This is a genomic window from Paenibacillus odorifer (assembly GCF_000758725.1).
Taxonomy (GTDB): Bacteria; Bacillota; Bacilli; order Paenibacillales; family Paenibacillaceae; genus Paenibacillus_AQ; species Paenibacillus_AQ odorifer.
Window position 1 is genome coordinate 427,509 of sequence record NZ_CP009428.1, and the last position, 20,190, is coordinate 447,698.

Annotated in this window: 23 protein-coding genes and 1 riboswitch; of the genes, 13 read left to right on the top strand and 10 right to left on the bottom strand. The window is 45.1% G+C overall.

What is annotated here, in order from left to right:
• The first annotated feature begins 434 nt into the window (after positions 1-434).
• A riboswitch (cyclic di-GMP riboswitch) is annotated at positions 435-519 on the top strand.
• Between the two features lie 27 nt (positions 520-546).
• Entirely contained in the window at positions 547-702 is a 156-nt protein-coding gene (locus PODO_RS30840; RefSeq protein WP_232061118.1) for an anti-repressor SinI family protein, read from the top strand.
• A 107-nt stretch (positions 703-809) separates the two neighbouring features.
• Here the strand turns inward: PODO_RS30840 and PODO_RS01860 are convergent, their stop codons facing one another.
• The 8 genes from PODO_RS01860 to PODO_RS01895 all read right to left on the bottom strand — a co-directional run bounded on the left by PODO_RS01860 (position 810) and on the right by PODO_RS01895 (position 7,582).
• On the bottom strand, positions 810-1,139 hold the full coding sequence (locus PODO_RS01860; RefSeq protein ID WP_036682795.1) for a helix-turn-helix domain-containing protein: 330 nt from the start codon (positions 1,137-1,139) through the stop codon (positions 810-812).
• Positions 1,140-1,308: 169 nt separating this feature from the next.
• The gene (locus tag PODO_RS01865) at positions 1,309-1,917 is read right to left on the bottom strand and encodes a TasA family protein (RefSeq protein WP_036682781.1); all 609 of its coding nucleotides are present in this window, start codon (positions 1,915-1,917) and stop codon (positions 1,309-1,311) included.
• Between the two features lie 90 nt (positions 1,918-2,007).
• Positions 2,008-2,598: a signal peptidase I SipW gene (gene sipW / locus PODO_RS01870; RefSeq protein ID WP_038568375.1), complete on the bottom strand. Its 591-nt coding sequence runs from the start codon at positions 2,596-2,598 to the stop codon at positions 2,008-2,010.
• A gap of 1 nt (position 2,599) precedes the next feature.
• On the bottom strand, positions 2,600-3,775 hold the full coding sequence (locus PODO_RS01875; protein WP_038568378.1) for a hypothetical protein: 1,176 nt from the start codon (positions 3,773-3,775) through the stop codon (positions 2,600-2,602).
• 379 nt (positions 3,776-4,154) lie between these two features.
• Positions 4,155-5,132: an aldo/keto reductase gene (locus PODO_RS01880; RefSeq protein ID WP_036682775.1), complete on the bottom strand. Its 978-nt coding sequence runs from the start codon at positions 5,130-5,132 to the stop codon at positions 4,155-4,157.
• Between the two features lie 52 nt (positions 5,133-5,184).
• Positions 5,185-5,400, bottom strand: coding sequence for a hypothetical protein (locus tag PODO_RS01885; RefSeq protein WP_052096730.1), 216 nt, complete (start codon positions 5,398-5,400; stop codon positions 5,185-5,187).
• Between the two features lie 89 nt (positions 5,401-5,489).
• Positions 5,490-6,056 (bottom strand): PadR family transcriptional regulator, encoded by a 567-nt coding sequence (locus PODO_RS01890; RefSeq protein ID WP_036682773.1) that lies wholly within the window; start codon positions 6,054-6,056, stop codon positions 5,490-5,492.
• Between the two features lie 5 nt (positions 6,057-6,061).
• Positions 6,062-7,582: an MDR family MFS transporter gene (locus tag PODO_RS01895; RefSeq protein WP_036682771.1), complete on the bottom strand. Its 1,521-nt coding sequence runs from the start codon at positions 7,580-7,582 to the stop codon at positions 6,062-6,064.
• Between the two features lie 259 nt (positions 7,583-7,841).
• Between PODO_RS01895 and PODO_RS01900 the strand changes: the two genes are divergently transcribed.
• The 9 genes from PODO_RS01900 to PODO_RS30845 all read left to right on the top strand — a co-directional run bounded on the left by PODO_RS01900 (position 7,842) and on the right by PODO_RS30845 (position 15,597).
• The gene (locus PODO_RS01900; protein WP_051491259.1) at positions 7,842-8,189 is read left to right on the top strand and encodes a metal-sensitive transcriptional regulator; all 348 of its coding nucleotides are present in this window, start codon (positions 7,842-7,844) and stop codon (positions 8,187-8,189) included.
• 53 nt (positions 8,190-8,242) lie between these two features.
• Positions 8,243-8,443 (top strand): copper chaperone CopZ, encoded by a 201-nt coding sequence (copZ, locus tag PODO_RS01905; protein WP_036682768.1) that lies wholly within the window; start codon positions 8,243-8,245, stop codon positions 8,441-8,443.
• A gap of 113 nt (positions 8,444-8,556) precedes the next feature.
• Positions 8,557-11,019, top strand: coding sequence for a heavy metal translocating P-type ATPase (locus PODO_RS01910; RefSeq protein WP_036682766.1), 2,463 nt, complete (start codon positions 8,557-8,559; stop codon positions 11,017-11,019).
• Between the two features lie 31 nt (positions 11,020-11,050).
• Entirely contained in the window at positions 11,051-11,803 is a 753-nt protein-coding gene (nfsA, locus tag PODO_RS01915; protein WP_076275625.1) for an oxygen-insensitive NADPH nitroreductase, read from the top strand.
• 195 nt (positions 11,804-11,998) lie between these two features.
• Positions 11,999-12,907 carry an ABC transporter ATP-binding protein gene (locus PODO_RS01920; protein WP_038568382.1) on the top strand — a complete coding sequence of 303 codons (909 nt, stop codon included), beginning with the start codon at positions 11,999-12,001 and terminating at the stop codon, positions 12,905-12,907.
• A gap of 2 nt (positions 12,908-12,909) precedes the next feature.
• Positions 12,910-13,644: an ABC transporter permease gene (locus PODO_RS01925; RefSeq protein WP_036682760.1), complete on the top strand. Its 735-nt coding sequence runs from the start codon at positions 12,910-12,912 to the stop codon at positions 13,642-13,644.
• Positions 13,645-13,648: 4 nt separating this feature from the next.
• The gene (locus PODO_RS01930) at positions 13,649-14,803 is read left to right on the top strand and encodes a sensor histidine kinase (protein WP_038568385.1); all 1,155 of its coding nucleotides are present in this window, start codon (positions 13,649-13,651) and stop codon (positions 14,801-14,803) included.
• Positions 14,800-15,402, top strand: coding sequence for a response regulator transcription factor (locus PODO_RS01935; protein WP_036682756.1), 603 nt, complete (start codon positions 14,800-14,802; stop codon positions 15,400-15,402). Before PODO_RS01930 ends, PODO_RS01935 begins: the two co-directional genes overlap by 4 nt.
• Before the next feature lie 18 nt (positions 15,403-15,420).
• Positions 15,421-15,597 carry a histidine phosphatase family protein gene (locus tag PODO_RS30845; protein ID WP_143758693.1) on the top strand — a complete coding sequence of 59 codons (177 nt, stop codon included), beginning with the start codon at positions 15,421-15,423 and terminating at the stop codon, positions 15,595-15,597.
• Positions 15,598-16,129: 532 nt separating this feature from the next.
• Here the strand turns inward: PODO_RS30845 and infC are convergent.
• Both infC and PODO_RS01945 read right to left on the bottom strand, forming a co-directional pair.
• Positions 16,130-16,648, bottom strand: coding sequence for a translation initiation factor IF-3 (infC, locus tag PODO_RS01940; protein WP_038568388.1), 519 nt, complete (start codon positions 16,646-16,648; stop codon positions 16,130-16,132).
• 61 nt (positions 16,649-16,709) lie between these two features.
• On the bottom strand, positions 16,710-17,615 hold the full coding sequence (locus PODO_RS01945; RefSeq protein ID WP_038568390.1) for a LysR family transcriptional regulator: 906 nt from the start codon (positions 17,613-17,615) through the stop codon (positions 16,710-16,712).
• 110 nt (positions 17,616-17,725) lie between these two features.
• Here PODO_RS01945 and PODO_RS01950 point away from each other — a divergent pair, with 110 nt between their 5' ends.
• The 3 genes from PODO_RS01950 to PODO_RS01960 all read left to right on the top strand — a co-directional run bounded on the left by PODO_RS01950 (position 17,726) and on the right by PODO_RS01960 (position 20,121).
• On the top strand, positions 17,726-18,130 hold the full coding sequence (locus PODO_RS01950; RefSeq protein ID WP_038568393.1) for a tautomerase family protein: 405 nt from the start codon (positions 17,726-17,728) through the stop codon (positions 18,128-18,130).
• A gap of 1 nt (position 18,131) precedes the next feature.
• Positions 18,132-18,461, top strand: a complete 330-nt coding sequence (locus PODO_RS01955; RefSeq protein WP_036682746.1) for a carboxymuconolactone decarboxylase family protein — start codon at positions 18,132-18,134, stop codon at positions 18,459-18,461.
• An 85-nt stretch (positions 18,462-18,546) separates the two neighbouring features.
• On the top strand, positions 18,547-20,121 hold the full coding sequence (locus PODO_RS01960; protein WP_038568396.1) for a sigma-70 family RNA polymerase sigma factor: 1,575 nt from the start codon (positions 18,547-18,549) through the stop codon (positions 20,119-20,121).
• Positions 20,122-20,190 lie beyond the last annotated feature (69 nt).

Below are 20,190 nucleotides of genomic sequence, written 5' to 3' on the forward strand. Positions count from 1 at the left end.
ACATTTTGTGTCAACGCTTACTGGAGCTGTGATGATTGCGGTTTCATTTCTCATCTTATTGTGCTACTTTCAGCCACTGTAATCAATTCATTCTTTCGTCCAATACGTTCGCAAAATGGTATAGGTTAGCTTGTTCTAATGAAAAGAAGGGTGTTTCTTCTCATTACCCATTCTAAAGGCCTATTAAAATGATTCTATTATCCTTATTTTTAACTATTAGGTCAGTAAATATTTATTTTGCTAGTACAATTTATTTTATGTAACGGACGAGTATCGTGATAATCGGACAAGATCTTTGAAAAAAAATCTTTTATTTTTCGTTTTTAAAATAGAAAGTAACCAGGAATCGACACACTTTTCCGCTTTCTTTTTGTATAATGTTATTGCAGATAGTAATTTTATAGTTTTTTAAGCAGATCCTTTCGTGAAAAGGGTCCAGTAAAAGGTAAACTTGCCGAAAGGCAGGGGCACAAAGTCGCGGGTCTAAGGTAGAGATACTATGACAGCCGGATTGCCTGGGGACGTAAAATCTTAGGGGGAGATTTTTTGGAAAAGTCCAACCAGGGTAGCAACAGAGAACAGCAGTTTATTGATCTGGATCAAGAGTGGGTACATTTATTATTAGCAGCTAAGAAGGCTGGCATTAAGGCAGATGAAATCCGCCAGTTCTTTCATGAGAAAACTGTGCAGATCGTGCAGTAATACATTAGAGGGGTTACATATCGAAAAAGGGCACAGCGGTTCTTCGCTGTGTCCTTTTTCGATATGATTTAGTAGAAGAGAGGATCGTACCAGATTAGTAGGAAGTATTAATCCTTTTGATCGAGCTTCCATTTCTGATAGTCCAGAAATTCTTTGAATTCGCGTTTGCTAATGCCTGAGTCCATAGCTTCCTGCACCAATCGGAACCATTCCGAATCTAAATGTGATTCCTCTGCATCATTTGGTTCTCCATAGAGTAGGGCATGAATGGATACCTGAAGCGCGTCAGCGATCTTTTCGATAAACTGGATGGATGGATTGGATTGGATGTTTCTCTCCACGTTGCTAAGATACGACTTAGCCACATCTGCTCTGTCCGCAAGCTCAGATAGGGAGAAACCCTTGTCTAGGCGGAGCTGCTGGATACGTTGGCCCATATTCTGTGGCACTATGCTGACGCCCCTCCGTAATTTTTGTTATTAGTATAGCAAATATCAATAAATCGGACAAAGTTTATTGTAAAGAGAAGAGCAGCAATCTGCTTATCCGTGGCCGGATTCAGGATCTGCTGCTCTTCGAGTATTTTATTAAATTACTTTATTGATCTTAGTAGTCTTTTTTCGCACCTTGTTTAGCTACGAAATCCCAAGTCAGTGTTAAGCTATCGCCTTGGAAAATATTTTGATCTTGGTTATTTTCCACAAATTCGAATTGGACGGAGAAGCTGTCATTGGTACCGGCTTTAATACCGGATGCTTCGGTAAAGAGTTGATCCCAACCTGTATTTTTTACGAGATCCGGATGCTGACTTTTTAAAGCAGCAAGTGTAGTCTCATAAACTACATTTTCAGGAGAGACGATAGGTACCCCTTTATCATTATTTCTAAGGAATTTAACTTTAATGAACTCGGCTAAATCCAAGTAGTTATCTCCTTTAGCATCCGTGATTTGAGTCGATGTATTCAGAATGATAGATCCGATATCGAGCGAACCATCGTTTTTCAATTTGAAGGATTTAGTTACAGTATCACCTGGTTTCAGGTTAGGAATATTAACGATGACAGAAGGGTCGGAGTTCAGATCGAGTGTACCCGCTGCGAATGTAGCTGTGCTTTGCGCAGTGTCGCTAAAGTATGCGAAGGTTCCTCCGCCGATTAATGATAAACCCAGTGCTGCAGATGCTACGCCAAGACCCAATGTTTTCTTGATACCCATAATAAAATTCCTCCTCAAATTTGTGTTTGAATTTTTTATAAAATTTATATATTGTATCTTCCGGTTCGTAAGCGGAAGTGGACAATCAACTTAGGGCTGTGTTTCTGTTGGGGACGGTGAGGCTGGCAGTAGGGCAGTATTTTTCTTTTCTAATGCAGCTACAGCCTTCCAAGAGGTATACAGAGCATAGAGCAGAAGCATCAAGCCAGGCACGATCATGAGGACTACACTTCCAGCTTTGGAAACCGCGAAATTCATAGCGTAACCGACATAGGGTACAGTGACCCCGGTATACTGAGCTACAACATTCGCAGAACTGGTTGGGTTCATGTCGGGTGCGTCGTTGTTATCGCCTTTAGTGCGATAAACAGCTTCACCAGTAGCGTTATTGACGGTCGCTTCTACAATCCGGTGAGTAATGAGCAGATTATCTTCGTTCCTAAAGGTGATGACATCGCCTGGTTTGAAACGATTCATATCCCCTCCGGGTTTTAATGCGACAATTGAGCCTGTCTGAATTCCTGGTTCCATCGATCCTGAGAGTACGGTTTTGATCTCATATCCGAAGAAAGCAGGTTCACCACCGGAGGCCTTGGATAACACTACGGCTGCCACCAGCAGAATAAAGATCACAAGCATTAAGCTCGATAAGGTATTATTGATAATTTTTTTAATTCGCATCTTATTCTCCACCTTTCTCAGGTTGAGGGTCCGAAGGAGCTTGGGTTGCTACCGGCGGGGTAGTCGTACTGTCTTCCGCCTTTGGCGTCTCTTGTGGAGCCTCTTGCTGAGGAACATCTTTTGGAATTGTGAGCTCTTCACCAATTTCCGGCTTAACCGGGTCAGTGGCTGGGGCTTCAGGTTGTTCTTTATTTGGGGCTTCCGGAGCAGCTTCACCTGACGTTGGAGGGGTTGCCTCAGCTTTCGCTTTATCCTCGGCTTCTTGTTGCTTTTTCTCCTCAGCCAAACGTTCTTCTTCCTTCTTCGCTTCTTCTTCTTTCTTTGCTTGCTCTTCTTCTAGCCGAGCTTTTTCAAGCTCTTCTAGTTTTTGCTCGCGAGTCTGACTGATCATTTGGAGTTTATCTTGAAGGGTAGTGATACCTGAGGTTGCCGATTCTTTAAGGTTAGTCAATTCGGTATTTAGAGCTTCATAAGTGGAGGTGAGGTCGCTAGAGATCACGCCATCTGGTTGAGTGAAGGTAATCAGGAATGGCAGCGGCTGTGGGAACTCTCCTTCGCGTAATTCAAGTTGTCCATAAACATCACTGGTAACTACCGAAGCGAATGGAAGACCGACATCGTGTATGGAGGTTAGGTAACTAATAACTCCATTTAAGGAAGCATTCAAGGATTCCGAGATCACACCGCTTTGATTCAGGCTGCTTTGTAAATCTCTGAAAAATTGCTCATCCTTGATTTCTAGACAGTTTGAATCTAGAGAAGTCATATATCCTCCTATCTGGAAGAGTAAGGCTGCTGCTGCACTTAGCTCATTGTGGATTTGATTCCAAATTTGGCTGTTAGCCGCCAGTTGCTCGTTAACGCTATCTATTTGGGATTGAAGCGCCGCTATTTGCGAAGAAATCTCTTGTGCAGCGACATCAAGCTCTTCCAGCGACATCCCTTCTATTCCCGAAACGTCCGAGTAGTTAGCTGATGAGGAAAAGGGTTGTAGTGATTCTTTTAAAGTGAGCGCTCGATTAACATGCTCTTTGAACTCTGTAAGCAGTGCCTTGATCGAATTCGGAAATACTTCGCAAAAGCTAATCGTGCTAGTGGTTTGCGCAGCAGCTCCAAAGCCTCCATAGGTACCACCAACTTGCTGCGAGGTATATAGAAATAAGACGGAGACAGCCATTCCTGATTGCAGTATACGTAAACCAATTTTCCTGTTTCTTCTAGGTCTTCTCCTTGCTGATCTGGGTCTCAGAGGAATACCTCCCCTCAATGTCTGTTTCTTTGGTTCGTTATTATCGTTCTTTATTAAGAACAACTTCTGTAATGAATCATACATGGAATAAAACAAAAAGAAAACTGCCAATAACGCGCATTTGTACTCTATAAAGAACAAAAATGATAATTTATCTCTGAATAACTCTATTTATCGCTCGATTACTAAATATATTCGCAATAAAGAACGATCTTTTAGGGTGATTCGCAAAAAAATACCCGGCTCGCAGTAAAAACGCGAGCCGGGTATAAGTGGAGTAATGAAGTTGAGAATATAAATGTATATGTTACGGAAGTTTTGAACCACGTGAACTAACATACAGGTCGTACCATTCCTTACGGCTAAGCTCCAGCTTGTCCGCATCGGCACAGGCAGTAATACGCTTCGGATTCACAGTTCCAATAACAGGCTGAATGGCAGCTGGATGTGTCATTAGCCAAGCCAATACAATGGCTTCGGGTGTTGTTCCTTTTTCATCTGCAAGCTGTTGGACCATAGCTGCTGTTTGGACGATATTCTCCGGTTGATCCTCTAATGAACGCCCGCTAAATAGACCTTGGGCGAGTGGCCCCCAGGCTTGAAGCTGAATGTTCTCCATTCGACAATGTTCAAGGGTTCCCTCAGGAAAGATGATATCCTTCCAGGGTTCACGATTTACACTGATTCCAGCATCCACCCAGCTGATCTTAGCCAAGCTCATATGCAGCTGGTTTACGATAAAAGGTTCATCGCAATAAGTCTGCAGCAGCTTGATCTGAGCGGCGCTCATATTGGAAACCCCGAAATGGCGAACCTTACCAGCGGCCTTCAGTTGATGTAATGCGGAGGCTACTTCCTCAGGATCCATTAAGGGATCGGGTCTATGCAATAGAAGAATATCAATGTATTCGGTCCCAAGTCGTGACAATATTCCATCCACGCTGTTCAGAATATGTTGGCCAGAGAAATCAAACGTATTAGTGCTGTCCCCAGGCTCCATTAGCTTAATTCCACATTTAGATTGAATTATAATTTCTTCACGTAGTCCTGGACGATCCTTAAAAATCTGACCGAATACCTTCTCCGCCTTGCCACGAGTGTAAATATCTGCATGATCAAACATGTTGATGCCGATGGAAAGTGCGGCATCGACCGCTTCATGCCCTTGTTTAACATTCTCCGCAGTAATCGGCTCATGGTCCCAGTCACCGCCTAGTCCCATGCAGCCTAAAGCAATGCGGCTTGCGGGAATCCCGCGCTTGTTTAAAGGTAACGCTTTCAACAATGTGATTCCTCCTTGGAAAATATGATTGCGTACTTGTAGTTATTGTACACTCTCAGAAGCCCGTATGGTATTTTTTGTCGCTGGAAGAGCGGTGTTTGGTCTCCTCTTTATTCTTTTCCTCTTGCTTTTCCAGTGTCAAATCTTCCATCGGAATCGGGTCTACATTCTGCTCACTTTCATGAAGATCAAATAGACTTTCTTTCTCTGTTGGATATTGTTCCGGGTGATCCCGTTTGCCACTATTCAGCTGATGTTTTTCTTGGGTCATTTTTACCGCCTCGTCTTCCTTTGAGATTTAATGGATATTGTGCTCGTTAATAAACGTATTTTGACTCCCTTAAACAGAAAAAGAGGCCATTAGGCCTCTAAATTCAACGGTGTCCCTATGTCTTTTAGCTTGCGTGCTACAACATCATCGTATAGGCGCTGCAGCCATTTTAGCTCAGTCAGGGTGTGCTCATATGTACCGTACATTAGATGCAGGGCAGAACGAGGCACGATGGAGATGTGTTCCTCGTATACCTGATAAGCCAGATTAACCTGATGTTCTGTTTCCCGTAGGCGTTCCTCGAGCAGCTTCTCAACCTTGCTCTGATCGATATGACGGGACATAGCAAGCGCCATATACATCGGATGATAGAAGGGTTCGTTTTTCTTAATTTGTTGCAGGATAAGCTGTTCGAATAAAGCTTTACCTTGCTCTGTTATGGCATAGATCGTTTTGTCCGGCCGATCACTGCTGCGGATGACCTCTAAAGCTTCTATATAACCATCTTGTGCAAGCTTATCCACAGCATAATAGAGTGATCCCATCTGCAGCTTGGTGATCCGGTCCATGGAACGTTCCTTCATCACTAATGTGATTTCATAGGGATGCATGTTCCGCTCCAGCAGTAAACCTAAAATGGCTAATTTCATGGACATAATGGTTACCTTTTGCCCTCTGACGCCTGAACAGCTTTAGCAGGAATGGTAAGACGGTCTTTTGGCATGAGCAGTACAAAGACTAGACCGAGCACTGCAGGAATCAAAGCCCACATAAAGGTTTGTGCAATAGAGGTGGATAACGCACTTGATATTTTCTCTAATATTTCAGCAGGGATCTTCGCTCTTGCTTCAGGTGTTAACGCAGCGCGTGGATCTCCGAAGGCTGCTGACTGTTCACTACCGCCAAAAGCATCGCTTAGACTGTTAGTAAAGCTATTCCGCTGAATAATCCCGAAGATCGTAATTCCCAGCGTCATTCCAAGGGAGCGCATGAAGGTACTGGTTGATGTTGCCGACCCCCGTTGGCGCATATCGAAATTATGGATAGCTGCCATGCTCAGCACGGAGAAGGAAAAGCCTACGCCGAACCCAGTCAGAGCCATAAATACATTAAGCATGAGGCGGGAGGTATCTGGTGATAAAGTGCTTAGGCTGTAGACCCCTGCGACAAAGCAGACTGCGGATAGGATCATAATGTTGCGGAAGCTGGTTTTTGTTGTAAGCAGCCCCCCGGTCTGACTGCCAACGACCGTACCGATCATCATCGGCATAAGGATCAGCCCTGAGTTCGTAGCTGAGCCGCCAAATACACCCTGCACAAAGATAGGGATATAAATAGTAGCTACAATAAAAGCAGAACCATAAAATAAGCTGGTCACGCTGCTTGTTGCAAACAACCGTTTGCGGAACATAGCGAACGAGATCACAGGTTCAGCAGCTACTCTCTCAATAAGGATAAACGCCAGCAAGAGAACAGCAAAACCTACGAATAAGCCAAGGATGGCACTGGAATCCCAAGCATATTGATTACCACCAAGTTCCAGAGCGAACATTAGGCAGATAATCGCGCCAACCAGAGTGAAGGCTCCGCCCCAGTCAATGCGCTGTTTAGCGTGGGAGATCGACTCCTTATAAGAAGTTGCAATCAGGAACAGTGCAATAATTCCTAGCGGCAGGTTAATGTAGAATACCCACTGCCAACCAACATAGTCGGTAATATAGGCACCGAGTAAAGGTCCAAGTACACTGGAAATTCCGAAGACGGCTCCAAAGAGACCGGTCAATTTCCCTCTTTTTTCAGGCGGGTAAATGTCGAAAACGATGGTGAAGGCGATTGGCATTAGTGCACCGCCGCCGATCCCTTGAATGGCACGGTAAATGCTGAGCTGTGTGATACTGGTGGCAGTACCGCACAGAGCCGAGCCAATCAGGAATACAATCAATCCGAAAATGAAAAAACGTTTACGTCCGTACATATCAGAGAGCTTGCCGAAGATAGGGGTTCCGGCCATTACCATTACCATGTAAGCCGAGGTGACCCATACGATTTTATCCAGACCGCCGAGATCTGAGACTATCGTTCCCATAGCTGAAGCTACAATGGTATTGTCCATTGCGGACATAAGAATACCAAGCAGCAGGCCAACTACTACGAGTTTAAGATTACTTTCTTTAGTATGCATGCTTCGCAGCTCCTTCTTCTAAATAGTGATAGTTCTGTTCGAAAAATGTTCATAATTGGAAGCAAAATTTATTATATTCAAATTTGAATAGGGAGGCAATAGTTTTTTTGGAAAATAGAGATGTATAGCCAACCATAGAAGAATACGGCGGTAATAAAGGGACAAACTACCGGTGGAGATCATCTGTGGATGAATTAGGAATGCCTCTTGACATACCCTACGGGGGTATATTATATTATAACCAAGGAGGCTGATTCTTATGTCTACTGCCAAGAAAGAGCAAGCTGCAGAATCCTGCGACATAAATTGTCATTCTTCATCATCAGGAGAACGAAAAAGTCATCATTCGGCAGAATTCAAGAATAACTTGAATACGCGCCTCAACCGGATTGAAGGCCAGATCCGCGGGGTAAAGGGTATGATTGAGCGGGATACCTATTGTGATGATGTGCTCAACCAGCTCGCAGCGGTACAGGCGGCGTTAAATGGTGTCGGTAAGTTGCTGCTAGAAGGGCATATGAAAAGTTGCATTGTTGAGCGAATCGAAGCTGGCGAACATGAGGTTATCGACGAGCTCCTAATTACGGTTAACAAATTAATGAAATAATAAGCTAATGCTTCTAGAGCATAGCTTCACAACATTTATTGGAGGTTATATTAATGTCAAACGCTACATTAAACGTTGAAGGAATGTCTTGTGGTCACTGTGTTAACTCCGTAGAGAAAGCCGTAGGCAATCTTGGAGCAACAGCTAAAGTTGATCTTGCTGCTAAGAAAGTTTCCGTCGAGTATGATGAGAACAAAGTAAGCCTTGGCGCGATTAAAGAAGCGATTGAAGATCAAGGGTATGACGTAGTTTAGTTTGAAGCACAGTAATAAGGCTTGGAGTGATATGGGGAAGCAACCCGAAGCTCCAATGCCTTTTCTTTTAGAAATTATCATACCCTATAGGGGTATGTGGAGGCGTGGAAATCATGGATAAAACCAAAACAACAGCTTCACCAAACGAACAGCAGGCAACTGTACAGATTACAGGGATGACTTGTTCCGCTTGTGCAACCCGGATTGAGAAAGGTTTGTCCCGAATGGACGGCGTATCTCGTGCGAATGTGAATCTAGCCTTGGAACAGGCTACTGTTGGATTTGATCCGACAGTATCAGGGTTGCCACAAATTGAAGATAAAATCCGTTCTCTTGGTTATGACACTATTAAAGAATCTGCGGATTTTGATATATCGGGGATGACCTGTGCTGCTTGTTCCTCACGGATTGAAAAAGTGTTGAGCCGTACACCGGGCATAGCAGCAGTTAATGTGAATTTGGCGCTGGAAACAGCACATGTAGAATATACACCCGGTAATATCAGTCCAAGGGAGATCATGGAGAAGGTAAGCAGTATCGGCTATAAAGCTTCTCTTAAAGAAGACCGCAAGGATCATGTGGATCGTCGTGGAAAAGAAATTCAGCATAAAAAGTGGAAATGGATCATTTCTGCAATTCTTTCGTTCCCATTGTTATGGGCGATGGCGGGTCATTTCTCCTTCACCGGCTGGATTCCAACACCGGATATATTTATGAATCCTTGGTTCCAGCTTGTTCTGGCTACCCCTGTGCAATTTATCATCGGTTGGCAGTTCTACGTCGGTGCTTATAAAGCCCTTCGTAACCGGAGTGCCAATATGGATGTGTTGGTCGTATTAGGGACGTCGGCAGCTTATTTCTACAGTCTTTATCTGACCATTGATTCCTTAAGCATGAAGGGAATGAATCATACTGTAGAAATGTATTATGAGACGAGTGCTGTACTCATTACCCTTATCCTCGTCGGTAAATGGTTTGAGGCGCTGGCGAAAGGCCGTTCCTCTGACGCAATCAAAAGCTTAATGGGGCTTCAGGCAAAAACCGCCCTCGTAATTCGGGATGGGCAAGAAATGAATATCCCGACAGATGAAGTCATTCCTGGCGATATTGTATTGGTGAAGCCCGGTACTAAGGTGCCTGTGGATGGAGAAGTTGTCGAGGGATCTTCTTCTGTGGATGAGTCGATGTTGACCGGAGAAAGTATTCCTGTGGAGAAAAAACCAGGGGATACCGTGATCGGTGCCACTATGAATAAGAATGGTATCTTGAGAATCAAAGCAAATAAAGTGGGTCGCGACACTGCGCTGGCTCAAATTATCCGAGTAGTGGAGGAAGCTCAAGGCTCCAAAGCTCCGATTCAACGGATTGCCGATGTAATCTCAGGGATTTTTGTGCCGATTGTTGTGGGTATTGCTGTGATAACGTTTCTGATCTGGTATTTCTGGGCAGCCCCTGGCCAGTTCGCTGATGCCCTCGAAAAAGCTATTGCAGTGCTCGTAATTGCTTGTCCATGTGCGCTAGGTCTGGCAACGCCAACCTCCATTATGGCAGGATCGGGCCGGGCAGCAGAGCTTGGAATCCTCTTCAAGGGTGGGGAGCATTTAGAAGGAGCGCAAGGGATCCAGACCGTTGTGCTAGATAAAACAGGTACAGTGACGAATGGTAAACCCGTGCTTACCGATGTTGTGACTACTACTGGAATTGCAGCTTATGGAAAAGAAAACGCGGAAAACCGTTTGTTAGCTTTAACTGCAGCCGCCGAAAAGCTATCAGAGCATCCACTTGCGGAGGCTATTGTTGCTGGCGCCGCTGATAGAGGCTTGGCTTTGCCTACTGCTGAGCAGTTTGATAATGTGCCCGGACGTGGAATTATGGCGGTTATCTCTGATCAGCAGGTTATGGTAGGCACACGGCGAATGATGGAAGATCATCAGCTCGATATCACAGAATGGACTCCAATTATGAAGAAGCTGGAGGAGTCGGGAAAGACAGCTATGCTAGTAGCGGTAGAGGGAGAAATCGCTGGAATTGTGGCCGTTGCTGATACGATTAAACCGACCTCAAAAGCGGCTGTAGCCGCGCTTCATGATATGGGTATTGAAGTCGTTATGATCACTGGTGACAATAAAATTACAGCTGAGGCTATTGCGAAGCAGGCAGGGATCGAAAAAGTGTTAGCGGAGGTTCTGCCAGAGGGCAAAGCTGAAGAGGTTCGCAAGCTCCAGCAAAATGGGACTAAGGTTGCCATGGTTGGGGATGGGATCAACGATGCTCCGGCACTGGCTACTGCCGATACGGGTATGGCGATTGGGACAGGAACGGATGTAGCTATGGAAGCAGCAGATATTACGCTGATGCGCGGGGATTTGAAGAGTATTCCTGATGCGATTATGATGAGCCGCAAAACGATGAGAAATATTAAACAAAATTTGTTCTGGGCGCTTGCTTACAATACAATAGGAATACCGATTGCTGCACTTGGGTTTCTAGCCCCATGGCTGGCAGGAGCTGCGATGGCATTTAGCTCCGTGTCTGTTGTCTTGAATGCACTTCGGCTACAGCGGGTAAAGCTGTAATATCACCATCACTATTTAGGGAGTGGCCACAGTGCAAGTAAATAACGATACAATTTCTCTGTTAATGAAACATGCATCTGTCCGCAAGTTTCGGGATAAGCCAGTAAGTGAAGATCAGCTTAGCGCTATTATTGGAGCAGCTCAGATGGCTTCAACCTCAAGCAATGTTCAGGCCTATAGTGTTATTGCAGTTACTGACCCGGCACTAAAGACGGAGCTTGCGGGATTAGCGGGCAATCAGGCTTATATAGAACAATGCCCAGTGTTTTTGGTCTGGTGCGCTGATCTGTATCGGCTGCGCGAGGTGACGAAACCTCATTTGCAGGGAGAGACTTCTTATGAAGATTCTGCTGAGAACCTGATTGTAGCTACCGTTGATGTTGCGCTTGCTGCACAGAATGCTGCAGTGGCTGCGGAATCATTAGGACTTGGAATTGTATATATCGGTGGAATCCGTAACCGGATCGCTGAGGTATCGGAATTGCTGGGACTGCCTGAATTGGTCTACCCGATATTTGGGATGTGTGTGGGTTATCCTGACGGAGCTTCGGGCCTGCGTCCGCGGCTTCCACTAGAGGCTGTTCTGCATCGTAATCGCTACAATGCGGAAACCACTGTGGAGCAGGTCAAAACTTACGATAAAGTCTCCTCAGACTATATGCGTGAGCGGACCCACGGCGCCAAAGACACCCCTTGGTCGGCCATTATGGCAGAGCGATTGGCACAGCCAGCACGGCTGCATATGAAGGAGTTCCTGCTGGAAAAAGGATTCCTTCGAAGATAACTAAACTTTCTTCACCTAAAGAGGCTGCCTTATTAGTAGTTCATTCTACTGATAGGGCAGCCTCTCTTTTTTATTCGGAGCCAGGAAGGTGACAGTTGTCATCTTAAAGAAATGACAGTCCATACTAATGTCATTTCTTCTTTTTCCATATGATTGAAATAGATCAAACGCATTCGGAAGCGGAGGGATTACGTTATGGATAATATTATAGAAATGCACGGGGTCAGCAAAATATATAAGGATAAAAAGGCCGTAGATAATATCACCTTTAACATTGCTAAAGGTTCGATTACAGCTATTCTAGGACCGAACGGAGCGGGTAAAACAACGGCATTAGGCATGCTGCTGGGGCTAATAGAGCCTACCGAGGGTACAGTGGAGTTGTTCGGGCGTCATCCGAAGGATAAAGCAGTACGTGAAAAGACTGGAGCGATGCTGCAGGAAGTAAGTGTAATGGATCGGCTAAAGGTGCGGGAGATCATTGATCTGATCCGCAGCTATTATCCAAAGTCTATGGATATGGAGTTTCTAATTAAGGCTACTGGACTTGCGCCAGCCGATTTGAATAGATACGCCGAGAAGCTCTCGGGCGGTCAAAAGCGTAGTTTGGGTTTTGCGCTAGCCCTCGCGGGTAATCCGGAGCTGATCTTTTTCGATGAACCTACAGTCGGACTTGATATTACTTCCCGGCGGCGGTTCTGGGAAACGGTTCGTGGACTTGCGGAGCAAGGAAAAACGATTGTGTTCACGACCCATTATTTGCAGGAAGCAGAAGATATCGCGGATCGTATTCTGTTATTCAGTAAAGGCCACTTAGTTGCGGACGGAAGTCCAGATGAGATTAAATCGCGGATTGTGAAGCGTTCCGTGTCCTTCCTGCCTGTGGGTGATCGCTCGCAATTGCGCAGAAACCTGCTAGAACTAGCTGCTATAGAGGATTGTTATGAAAAAGATGGCCGCATTCATGTGACCACAGAGGATACAGATGAAGCGCTTAAAGCGATTTTTGTGGCTGGACTTCCCGTGAAGGATGTTCGAATTGATCAGGGACGTTTGGATGAGGCTTTTGAACAATTGACCATGAACCAAGAGGAGGCTGTCTAACCATGAGACTAATTACTGTACAGTGTAAAGCAGAAATGCTGCGGATCATCCGTAATCCCTATTATGTGTTCTGGTCTTTGCTCATGCCCATCATGTTCTATTTCATCTTCACCCGGGTGGTCAATACAGGCAGCGATGACCTAACGTGGCGTGCTCATTATTTAATGTCTATGGCGACCTTCAGTGTAATGGGCTCAGCCATTATGACGCTTGGCATCCGGTTGGTGCAAGAGCGAACACAAGGCTGGACCACCTTTATTCGGATTACACCGCTGCCGGGTTCGATCTATTTTTTCGGAAAAATGTTCGGACAGACGATGATGCATCTGTTTTCGGTCATTTGTATTTTTATCGCAGGCTATTTAATCAATGGCGTCTCTTTATCCGCGGGTCAATGGGTGCTTAGCGGGCTGTGGATCCTGATCGGTTCTCTACCATTTTTAGCGATTGGTACGCTTGTAGGTGCTATGAAACGGGTGGATACAGCCAGTGGAGTCAGCAACGTGATTTATATGGCTCTTGCTGTAGCAGGGGGCATGTGGATGCCGATTGAGATTCTTCCACGATTAATGCAGCGGATTGGTCATTGGTTGCCTTCCTATAACTATGGGAATGGAGCCTGGGAGATCGTTCGTGGATCAGCTCCGACGTGGAGTAATGTCTTGATTTTGCTCGGATATTTGGTAGTTTTTATGTTACTATCGGTCTATATTCGAAAAAAACAGGAAGCGGTGTGAATGAATGGCTGAGCGTGCGAAGTTCCGGTTATTTCCACAAAAACAGGGTTTTTTCCCTTTTGTATGGGCTGTTTATCTGGTTTTGCCCATCCTGAATTTGCGCGGGGAGACTGGAATGAAGCTCATTCTGGGCGGGATTATGATAGCGGTATTTGCCCTCAGCTATCGCCAGCTGTATTGGGTGCGGGGTGGAGTGTTTAATGTTTGGTTAATTATTCAAATGTTGATCATCGTGGTGCTTAGTGTGTTCTATACCCCCTATAATCTGTACATGGGCTTTTTCACCGCAAATTTTATCGCATATTATACGGAGAATAAAGGTTTCAAAATTGCATTTACTTCTTTTGTGATCATGATCCTTTCGGTGCTGGTCTTAGTGGGTCGTGGGATGGAGTGGGGAAGTGTGATATTTTTAGCTCCGTTTATTGTTATTATGTTGATTAGTCCGTTCGGAGTGAGGTCCATGAATCGGAATCAGAAGCTGGAGAAAGAGCTGGATCAAGCGAATGAGGTAATTAAAGAGCTGGTGAAGCGTGAGGAACGAATGCGAATCGCCCGTGACCTGCATGATACCCTTGGCCATACCTTGTCCTTGATTACGTTAAAGAGCCAACTCGTAGAGAAGCTGGTGACGAAAAATACGGAGCGAGCCCAAGAGGAAGCGCGGGAAATCCAGCGCACTTCACGGGCTGCGCTCCGTCAAGTGCGTGAGCTAGTGTCGGAAATGCGTGCGGTCTCAGTAGCAGAGGAACTGGCTGAAGCTGGAGAGATGCTGCGGACGGCAGAGATCGCCTTAGAAGTGGAAGGGGATATCTCTCTGGAGGGGGTATCCGACCTGACGCAAAATATCCTCAGCCTCTGTATCAAAGAAGCGGTGACTAATATCGTGAAGCATAGCAGAGCGGATAAATGCTTCATAGGAGTGGCAAAGCTGGCTGGAGAAGTGCGAATTACCGTTAAAGATAACGGCATTGGCCTACAGCACGGGGAGAAAGGGAACGGCGGGCTTAGCGATGGAAATGGCATGAAGGGGATGGCGGAGCGCCTATCCCTGATTGATGGCTCCCTGTCGCTAAGCTCAGCTGAGGGTCAGGGAGCTAAGCTGATCGTTGCCATCCCGCTAATCGTAAAAGATGCACAAGGGGGTGAGACTGCATGATAAGCATTGTTATAGCGGAGGATCAACGTCTGCTTCGGGGAGCGATGGCTTCTTTGCTGGATCTTGAAGACGATATCGAAGTAGTCGGAGAAGCTTGTGATGGGGCGGAGGCGTTAGCTTTAATCGACAAGCTTCAGCCGGATGTCTGTCTCATGGACATTGAAATGCCGTTCAAGAGCGGGCTGGAGGTTGCAGAAATATTGCGGAGTAAGGGTTGTCCGACCCGTATTATTATTTTGACTACCTTTGCCCGTCCGGGATATTTTGAGCGTGGAGTAAAGGCTGGTATTCAAGGGTATTTGTTGAAGGACGAGCCTGTAGATAAGCTAGCTGAATCTATTCGTCGTGTCATGGCTGGACATCGGGAGGTATCTCCGGAGTTAGTCTTTGGCAGTTTGCGGGAGGAGAATCCATTAACAGCACGGGAGCGAGAGATTTTAAAACTGGCTGGAGAAGGGCAAACCGCGAGCGAGATAGCCTTTTCGCTGCATCTGTCTTACGGCACTGTCCGCAATTACATCTCTGAAATACTCAACAAGCTGGAAGTGAAAAGCCGGATTGAGGCGGTACGGCTGGCGGAAGAAAAAGGCTGGATTTGAGGGGAGAAGGGTATTGTTATGCAAATATTTCTGATTCGTCATGGTGATCCGGACTATTCCATAGATAATCTAACGGAATTCGGGCATCAGGAAGCAGCAGCGGCATTGGGAAAACGCATGGCATCTATCGGTCTGGTTGAATTATATGCTTCACCATTGGGGTATGAACTATCGCCCAAGGGGATTAATGGGTAATCATGTTTAAGGTGACTGATTAAGAGCGAGCTAGGATATTGTCTATGAAGTGAAAGGCCATCCCGCAGAGGATGGCCTTTTTTTTAAATACAACAAGAACGTATAAGTTCGGCACGATACATTACCTTCTATTTCTCGCATAAGCGCTTACCGTTCTTTAGGGACATCGAAGGCATTTTTGCTTGCATATAAGAATCGTGCCCCTTGCCCAGTTCCTGATTTCCACTTGCTATTGTACTAACGGACTTAGATGCAGCTATTTGTACATTTTAAGCCTTTTGGAGGAAGTTGTGGACTCGAGAGATCTTATTTTCCATAAATGGAGGGAATATCGTGCTATTTTAGTGATATAAAGTCTCTGAAGTCCGTTAGCATCCCAGAACAGCGAAATAGTTACGAATAAGGGCTGTGGTGTCCGAACGCAATTCTGAATTCTGCTCGCAATAAAGCTACATTGGCAGATAGCAGCAGCTTTTCATGAAATGGTCGACTCATTTTAGTTTTGAGCCTACTCTATCTGAAATTCCACTCTTCACCGTGGATTTAATTTCACCTGTGAACCTTTGCCGCCTGTCTGTATGCCCGTTTCCTTCGTTCCAACGTCCTTCAAGTCAGTCACTAGTCGCTCCAATACGGCCTTGGAGGCAGCCGCTTCTTTGGCGCCGGATGCCTTCACGACTAATTGCACCGGCTTGCCGGAGCGGAGATGCTTATCAGCCTGACGGAGCTTAGTATCGTAGTCGTGCTCTTCAATATGAGCAGTAAAGCGGAGTTCTTTGACCTTCTCCTTGCTGCCGCCCTTTGCAGCTGAACCCCCACTGGCCTTGCGTGCTGAGGCTGCTTCTTTCTGCGCGGCCGCTTTTGCTTTGCCTTTTGCAGTTAGGCTGCAGGGCGGTGGGCTGCTCATTAGCGAGGTGCATACCAGATCAGCACCTGCTGATCTGGCCATGGCCAGCGCCTCTTCCCGGGAGACGATACCCAGCTTCTCACCCCTAAGTCCTGTAAGGACTACTTCGGATGCTCTGATTTGTTCATTGATTAATACTGCCACTTCTATGAATCCTCCCCTGATAACGATGATAAAGCTATCATATATGGAACTAGCTTGAGGTTCAAATGTGGAGCGTAGGATTAGCGTTACTAATCCTCTCAATTTCTTCTTTTATGATTTTTAGGATTAGTTTTTTAGATGATGTTGCTAGATATTCTCGGTTGCGCCGCTGCAATATACCTACTTGTATGAACGGTTCGCTTAGTGCAACATCTATTTTTACGATATCTGTCATTAAAGCTGTCGAATCAAGCACTACCCCTACCCCAGGGTTCTTTCTTACAAAATGAGGAATAGCAGAAATTTGGCTTATGGTGGATAAAGTGGGCTTTGATTCGAATCTCGAAAATTGCTTAGCTAACCGAAGGTAATATAAGCAAGTGCGCCCTCCAGCTATAATTGGATATTCAAGAATTTCTCGAAATGAAATATCGTCTCGTCCGCTTAAAGGATGATTTTCATCTACTATAAAAGCGATTTTCTCGTGATAGAGCGGTTCGAAATAAAAGAAAGACAGGTCGGACGGCTCACCGCAGATGGCGAAATCCAGCTCACTTTGGAGGACAAGCTGTGAGAGGGAATCAGTGTTACCCTGAATGAAGTTACATGCCATCTTTGGTTTTTGCTCCTGAAACTTTCGCAAGGCGTTCGGTAGGACGGATTCCATCATGGATTCAATGCCTCCGATATGAAGTGTGCCAATTTCGTCATGCTGTAAAGCCTTGGTGAGTTCTGATACATAGTTCCAATGTTGAATAAGGTTATCGATTTCCCCTGCAAAAACTTGCCCAGCACTTGTCAGTTCTACTTCCCAGCCTCTGTGAAAGAGTTGTATGCCCAGTTCTTTTTCAAGTCGTTGAATTTGGTTGGTAATGGTAGACTGCGCATAATTCAACTTCTCGGCAGCGCGTGAGAAAGTGCCTTCTTGAAGAATGGTCTTAAAAGCCATCAGTTCTTTTAGATCCATCGATTGTCACCTCTATCGGTATAATTGATTAAGATTATTATCTTATTCAATTATATAAATCAAAATACTGAGAGTACAATAAAAGAATTCCAAAGAAGGAGTGAATTAAAATGCCTTTCATTAGAGTCAGTTATCTGGAGCAACAATACGACATTCATCAGCTAGAAGGAATATGCAGAGCGATTATGAGCGCGTTAATTCAGCATTTCCATGTACCGGAGGATGATATGTTTCAGGTTTTTCATGCGCATAAAGCGGGGGAATATTTTTATAGTAAAGATTATTTAAATATTGAACGAAGCGACGGACTGATATATATCCAAGTTACGCTAAAATCCGGAAGATCAACGGAACAGAAGAAAAGCTTTTACGCGAGGCTAGCCGAGGAATTATCGATGACGCTAAACATCAGAAAAGAAGATATATTCATTGTGCTCGTCGATACGGAATTCGAAGATTGGTCGTTTGGTAACGGTGTTGCTCAAATGCTACAACCTCCGGTTAGGGAGGCGTAATATGGCGCATCAGAAAATCGCCACAAATGTACGGGAATCGTTAGGCGAGTTCGCTCCGGCATTCGTCGAATACTCGGAAAATGTGTTGTTTGGGGACTTATGGAGACGTGAGCAATTATCACTTCGGGATCGTAGCATGATTACGATTTCTGCCTTGGTGATGGGGGGCATGACGGAACAACTCCCCTATCATCTGCGCTTGGCTTTAGAGAACGGCTTACAACTTGAAGAAATCGTGGAGGCTATCACCCACCTTTCTTTTTATGTAGGTTGGCCGCGAGCCTCTTCAGCTCTAGAGGTTGCAAAGGATGTAATAGGAAAAAATAAATAACGTCTAACTTTTCAATCCCATCCGTAACCTTTAGGAACTTCATTGGCACTTGTATATAATACGGAAGAAGGGAGCGGGGGAGAAAATGCTTCAGTATATCGAAGAGGCTAAACAAGGAGACCGACAAGCTTTTGAACAGATTGTTAGGCACTTTACACCGATGGCCAATGCAGTTGCGTTCGAAAAGCTGCGTGACTATCAATTAGCGGAAGATGCTGTGCAGGAAGCTTTCACAGAAGCCTTTTTGCATTTGAATAAATTACGAGCAGTAGAGGCATTCCCGGGCTGGTTTAAAGCTATTGTGGTGCGGCAATGTTATCGCATCTTGCGAAGAAAGCAGCATCCTGCATTACCCTACGATGAAGCTGCGCAAGCGACAGAATCTTCATTTTCTATAGCAGATATTATTGAGAAAAAGGAAACCCAGCGGCTGGTTCACGAGTCTATAGCTGCATTAACGTCCAATATGCGAATTGCTGTTCAATTATATTATTTTCAAGGCTACTCACTACAAGAGATTGCTGACTTTCTGGGGACTTCGGTTTCGATATTGAAGAAGCGACTTTTTGATGCCCGCCGCAAACTGAAAGGTGCATTGCCTGTGGCAGATGTTCTTTCCGTATTCAACCATTTGTACGAAGGGGGAAAAGATGTGCTTCACATTGTAAATGGAGTTGTAGTGGGAGAGAAGTTGCGGCAAGGAATCGTTAAAGGTGATGTACTGGTGTGGAGAGAGGTATATTCGCATGGGCCCGTATTTTTGGATCCTGCCGATGGAGATAACCGTGCAGTTCGAGCGCAATATTTGGAACAAACGATGGGAATTCCGCAGAGGGAATTTATTGAAAATAGTGAGAGGCAAGAGAAGATTTTAGCTGATTTTCATAAATATGAAGAAGTGGTGTTATGGTTCGAGCATGATCTTTTCGATCAGACGATGCTCAGTTATTTACTCCATTGGTTCTCGAAGCAGAAAATGTTAACCACCAAGCTAAGCTTACTATGCATTGGAGAGTATCCGGGAATAAAGTTATTTCGAGGACTTGGACAACTTTCTATAGAGCAGATGGAAACATTATCAGGCACATGGAAGCTAATCGGAGCCAAAGAACTAGAAGCAGGTCAAGCACTCTGGGAAGCCTATGTATCACCGAATCCAGAATTGCTGTCACAACGATTAACTACAGATACGTCGGCTTTACCCTTTGCACATGACGCCTTCCGGGCGCATTTATCACGCTTTCCTTCTACTACAAACGGACTTGGCATCGTAGAACAAATCACGCTGGAGATGATCCATGAGGGAATAAAATCACCCTATGAGCTGTTCAAAAATGTGGGTGATCAGCTTCATATCTTAGGAATGGGCGACTTGCAATATTGGCATATCCTAAGAAAGCTGGTACAAGGCCCGTACCCTTTGCTACAAACCCATGGATGCAATGAGTTCCCTGTTTATAACGATTCAGTAATACAATTTAAAGTCTGTGAGCTTGTATTAACAGAGCTAGGTAAGAGTGTAATAGCTGGAAACGAAGACTGGGTGCAGAAGAATGACAGCGATGAGTGGTTTGGAGGTGTACATCTGCAAGGATTGACTCCGCGCTGGCGGTGGAATCCGTTGGTCGGTGCGCTTCAGGATAGAAGTGCCGAGGCGTAATTTATTAATCTAAATGTTTGCTACACAAGGCATATTGAGCATAAAAAGACTTCCACTAACTTGGAGATA

What these genes read in the sequence shown, in the direction of transcription:
- PODO_RS01955 (WP_036682746.1), top strand. Translation starts at nt 18,132, where the DNA reads ATGGCGCATCAGAAAATCGCCACAAATGTACGGGAATCGTTAGGCGAG.
- PODO_RS01960 (WP_038568396.1), top strand. Translation starts at nt 18,547, where the DNA reads ATGCTTCAGTATATCGAAGAGGCTAAACAAGGAGACCGACAAGCTTTT.
- PODO_RS01920 (WP_038568382.1), top strand. Translation starts at nt 11,999, where the DNA reads ATGGATAATATTATAGAAATGCACGGGGTCAGCAAAATATATAAGGAT.
- PODO_RS01910 (WP_036682766.1), top strand. Translation starts at nt 8,557, where the DNA reads ATGGATAAAACCAAAACAACAGCTTCACCAAACGAACAGCAGGCAACT.
- PODO_RS01900 (WP_051491259.1), top strand. Translation starts at nt 7,842, where the DNA reads ATGTCTACTGCCAAGAAAGAGCAAGCTGCAGAATCCTGCGACATAAAT.
- PODO_RS01895 (WP_036682771.1), bottom strand. Translation starts at nt 7,582, where the DNA reads ATGCATACTAAAGAAAGTAATCTTAAACTCGTAGTAGTTGGCCTGCTG.
- sipW (WP_038568375.1), bottom strand. Translation starts at nt 2,598, where the DNA reads ATGCGAATTAAAAAAATTATCAATAATACCTTATCGAGCTTAATGCTT.
- PODO_RS01890 (WP_036682773.1), bottom strand. Translation starts at nt 6,056, where the DNA reads ATGTCCATGAAATTAGCCATTTTAGGTTTACTGCTGGAGCGGAACATG.
- PODO_RS01865 (WP_036682781.1), bottom strand. Translation starts at nt 1,917, where the DNA reads ATGGGTATCAAGAAAACATTGGGTCTTGGCGTAGCATCTGCAGCACTG.
- PODO_RS01885 (WP_052096730.1), bottom strand. Translation starts at nt 5,400, where the DNA reads ATGACCCAAGAAAAACATCAGCTGAATAGTGGCAAACGGGATCACCCG.
- PODO_RS01930 (WP_038568385.1), top strand. Translation starts at nt 13,649, where the DNA reads ATGGCTGAGCGTGCGAAGTTCCGGTTATTTCCACAAAAACAGGGTTTT.
- PODO_RS30845 (WP_143758693.1), top strand. Translation starts at nt 15,421, where the DNA reads ATGCAAATATTTCTGATTCGTCATGGTGATCCGGACTATTCCATAGAT.
- PODO_RS01950 (WP_038568393.1), top strand. Translation starts at nt 17,726, where the DNA reads ATGCCTTTCATTAGAGTCAGTTATCTGGAGCAACAATACGACATTCAT.
- copZ (WP_036682768.1), top strand. Translation starts at nt 8,243, where the DNA reads ATGTCAAACGCTACATTAAACGTTGAAGGAATGTCTTGTGGTCACTGT.
- PODO_RS01925 (WP_036682760.1), top strand. Translation starts at nt 12,910, where the DNA reads ATGAGACTAATTACTGTACAGTGTAAAGCAGAAATGCTGCGGATCATC.
- PODO_RS01935 (WP_036682756.1), top strand. Translation starts at nt 14,800, where the DNA reads ATGATAAGCATTGTTATAGCGGAGGATCAACGTCTGCTTCGGGGAGCG.
- PODO_RS01945 (WP_038568390.1), bottom strand. Translation starts at nt 17,615, where the DNA reads ATGGATCTAAAAGAACTGATGGCTTTTAAGACCATTCTTCAAGAAGGC.
- PODO_RS01875 (WP_038568378.1), bottom strand. Translation starts at nt 3,775, where the DNA reads ATGGCTGTCTCCGTCTTATTTCTATATACCTCGCAGCAAGTTGGTGGT.
- PODO_RS01860 (WP_036682795.1), bottom strand. Translation starts at nt 1,139, where the DNA reads ATGGGCCAACGTATCCAGCAGCTCCGCCTAGACAAGGGTTTCTCCCTA.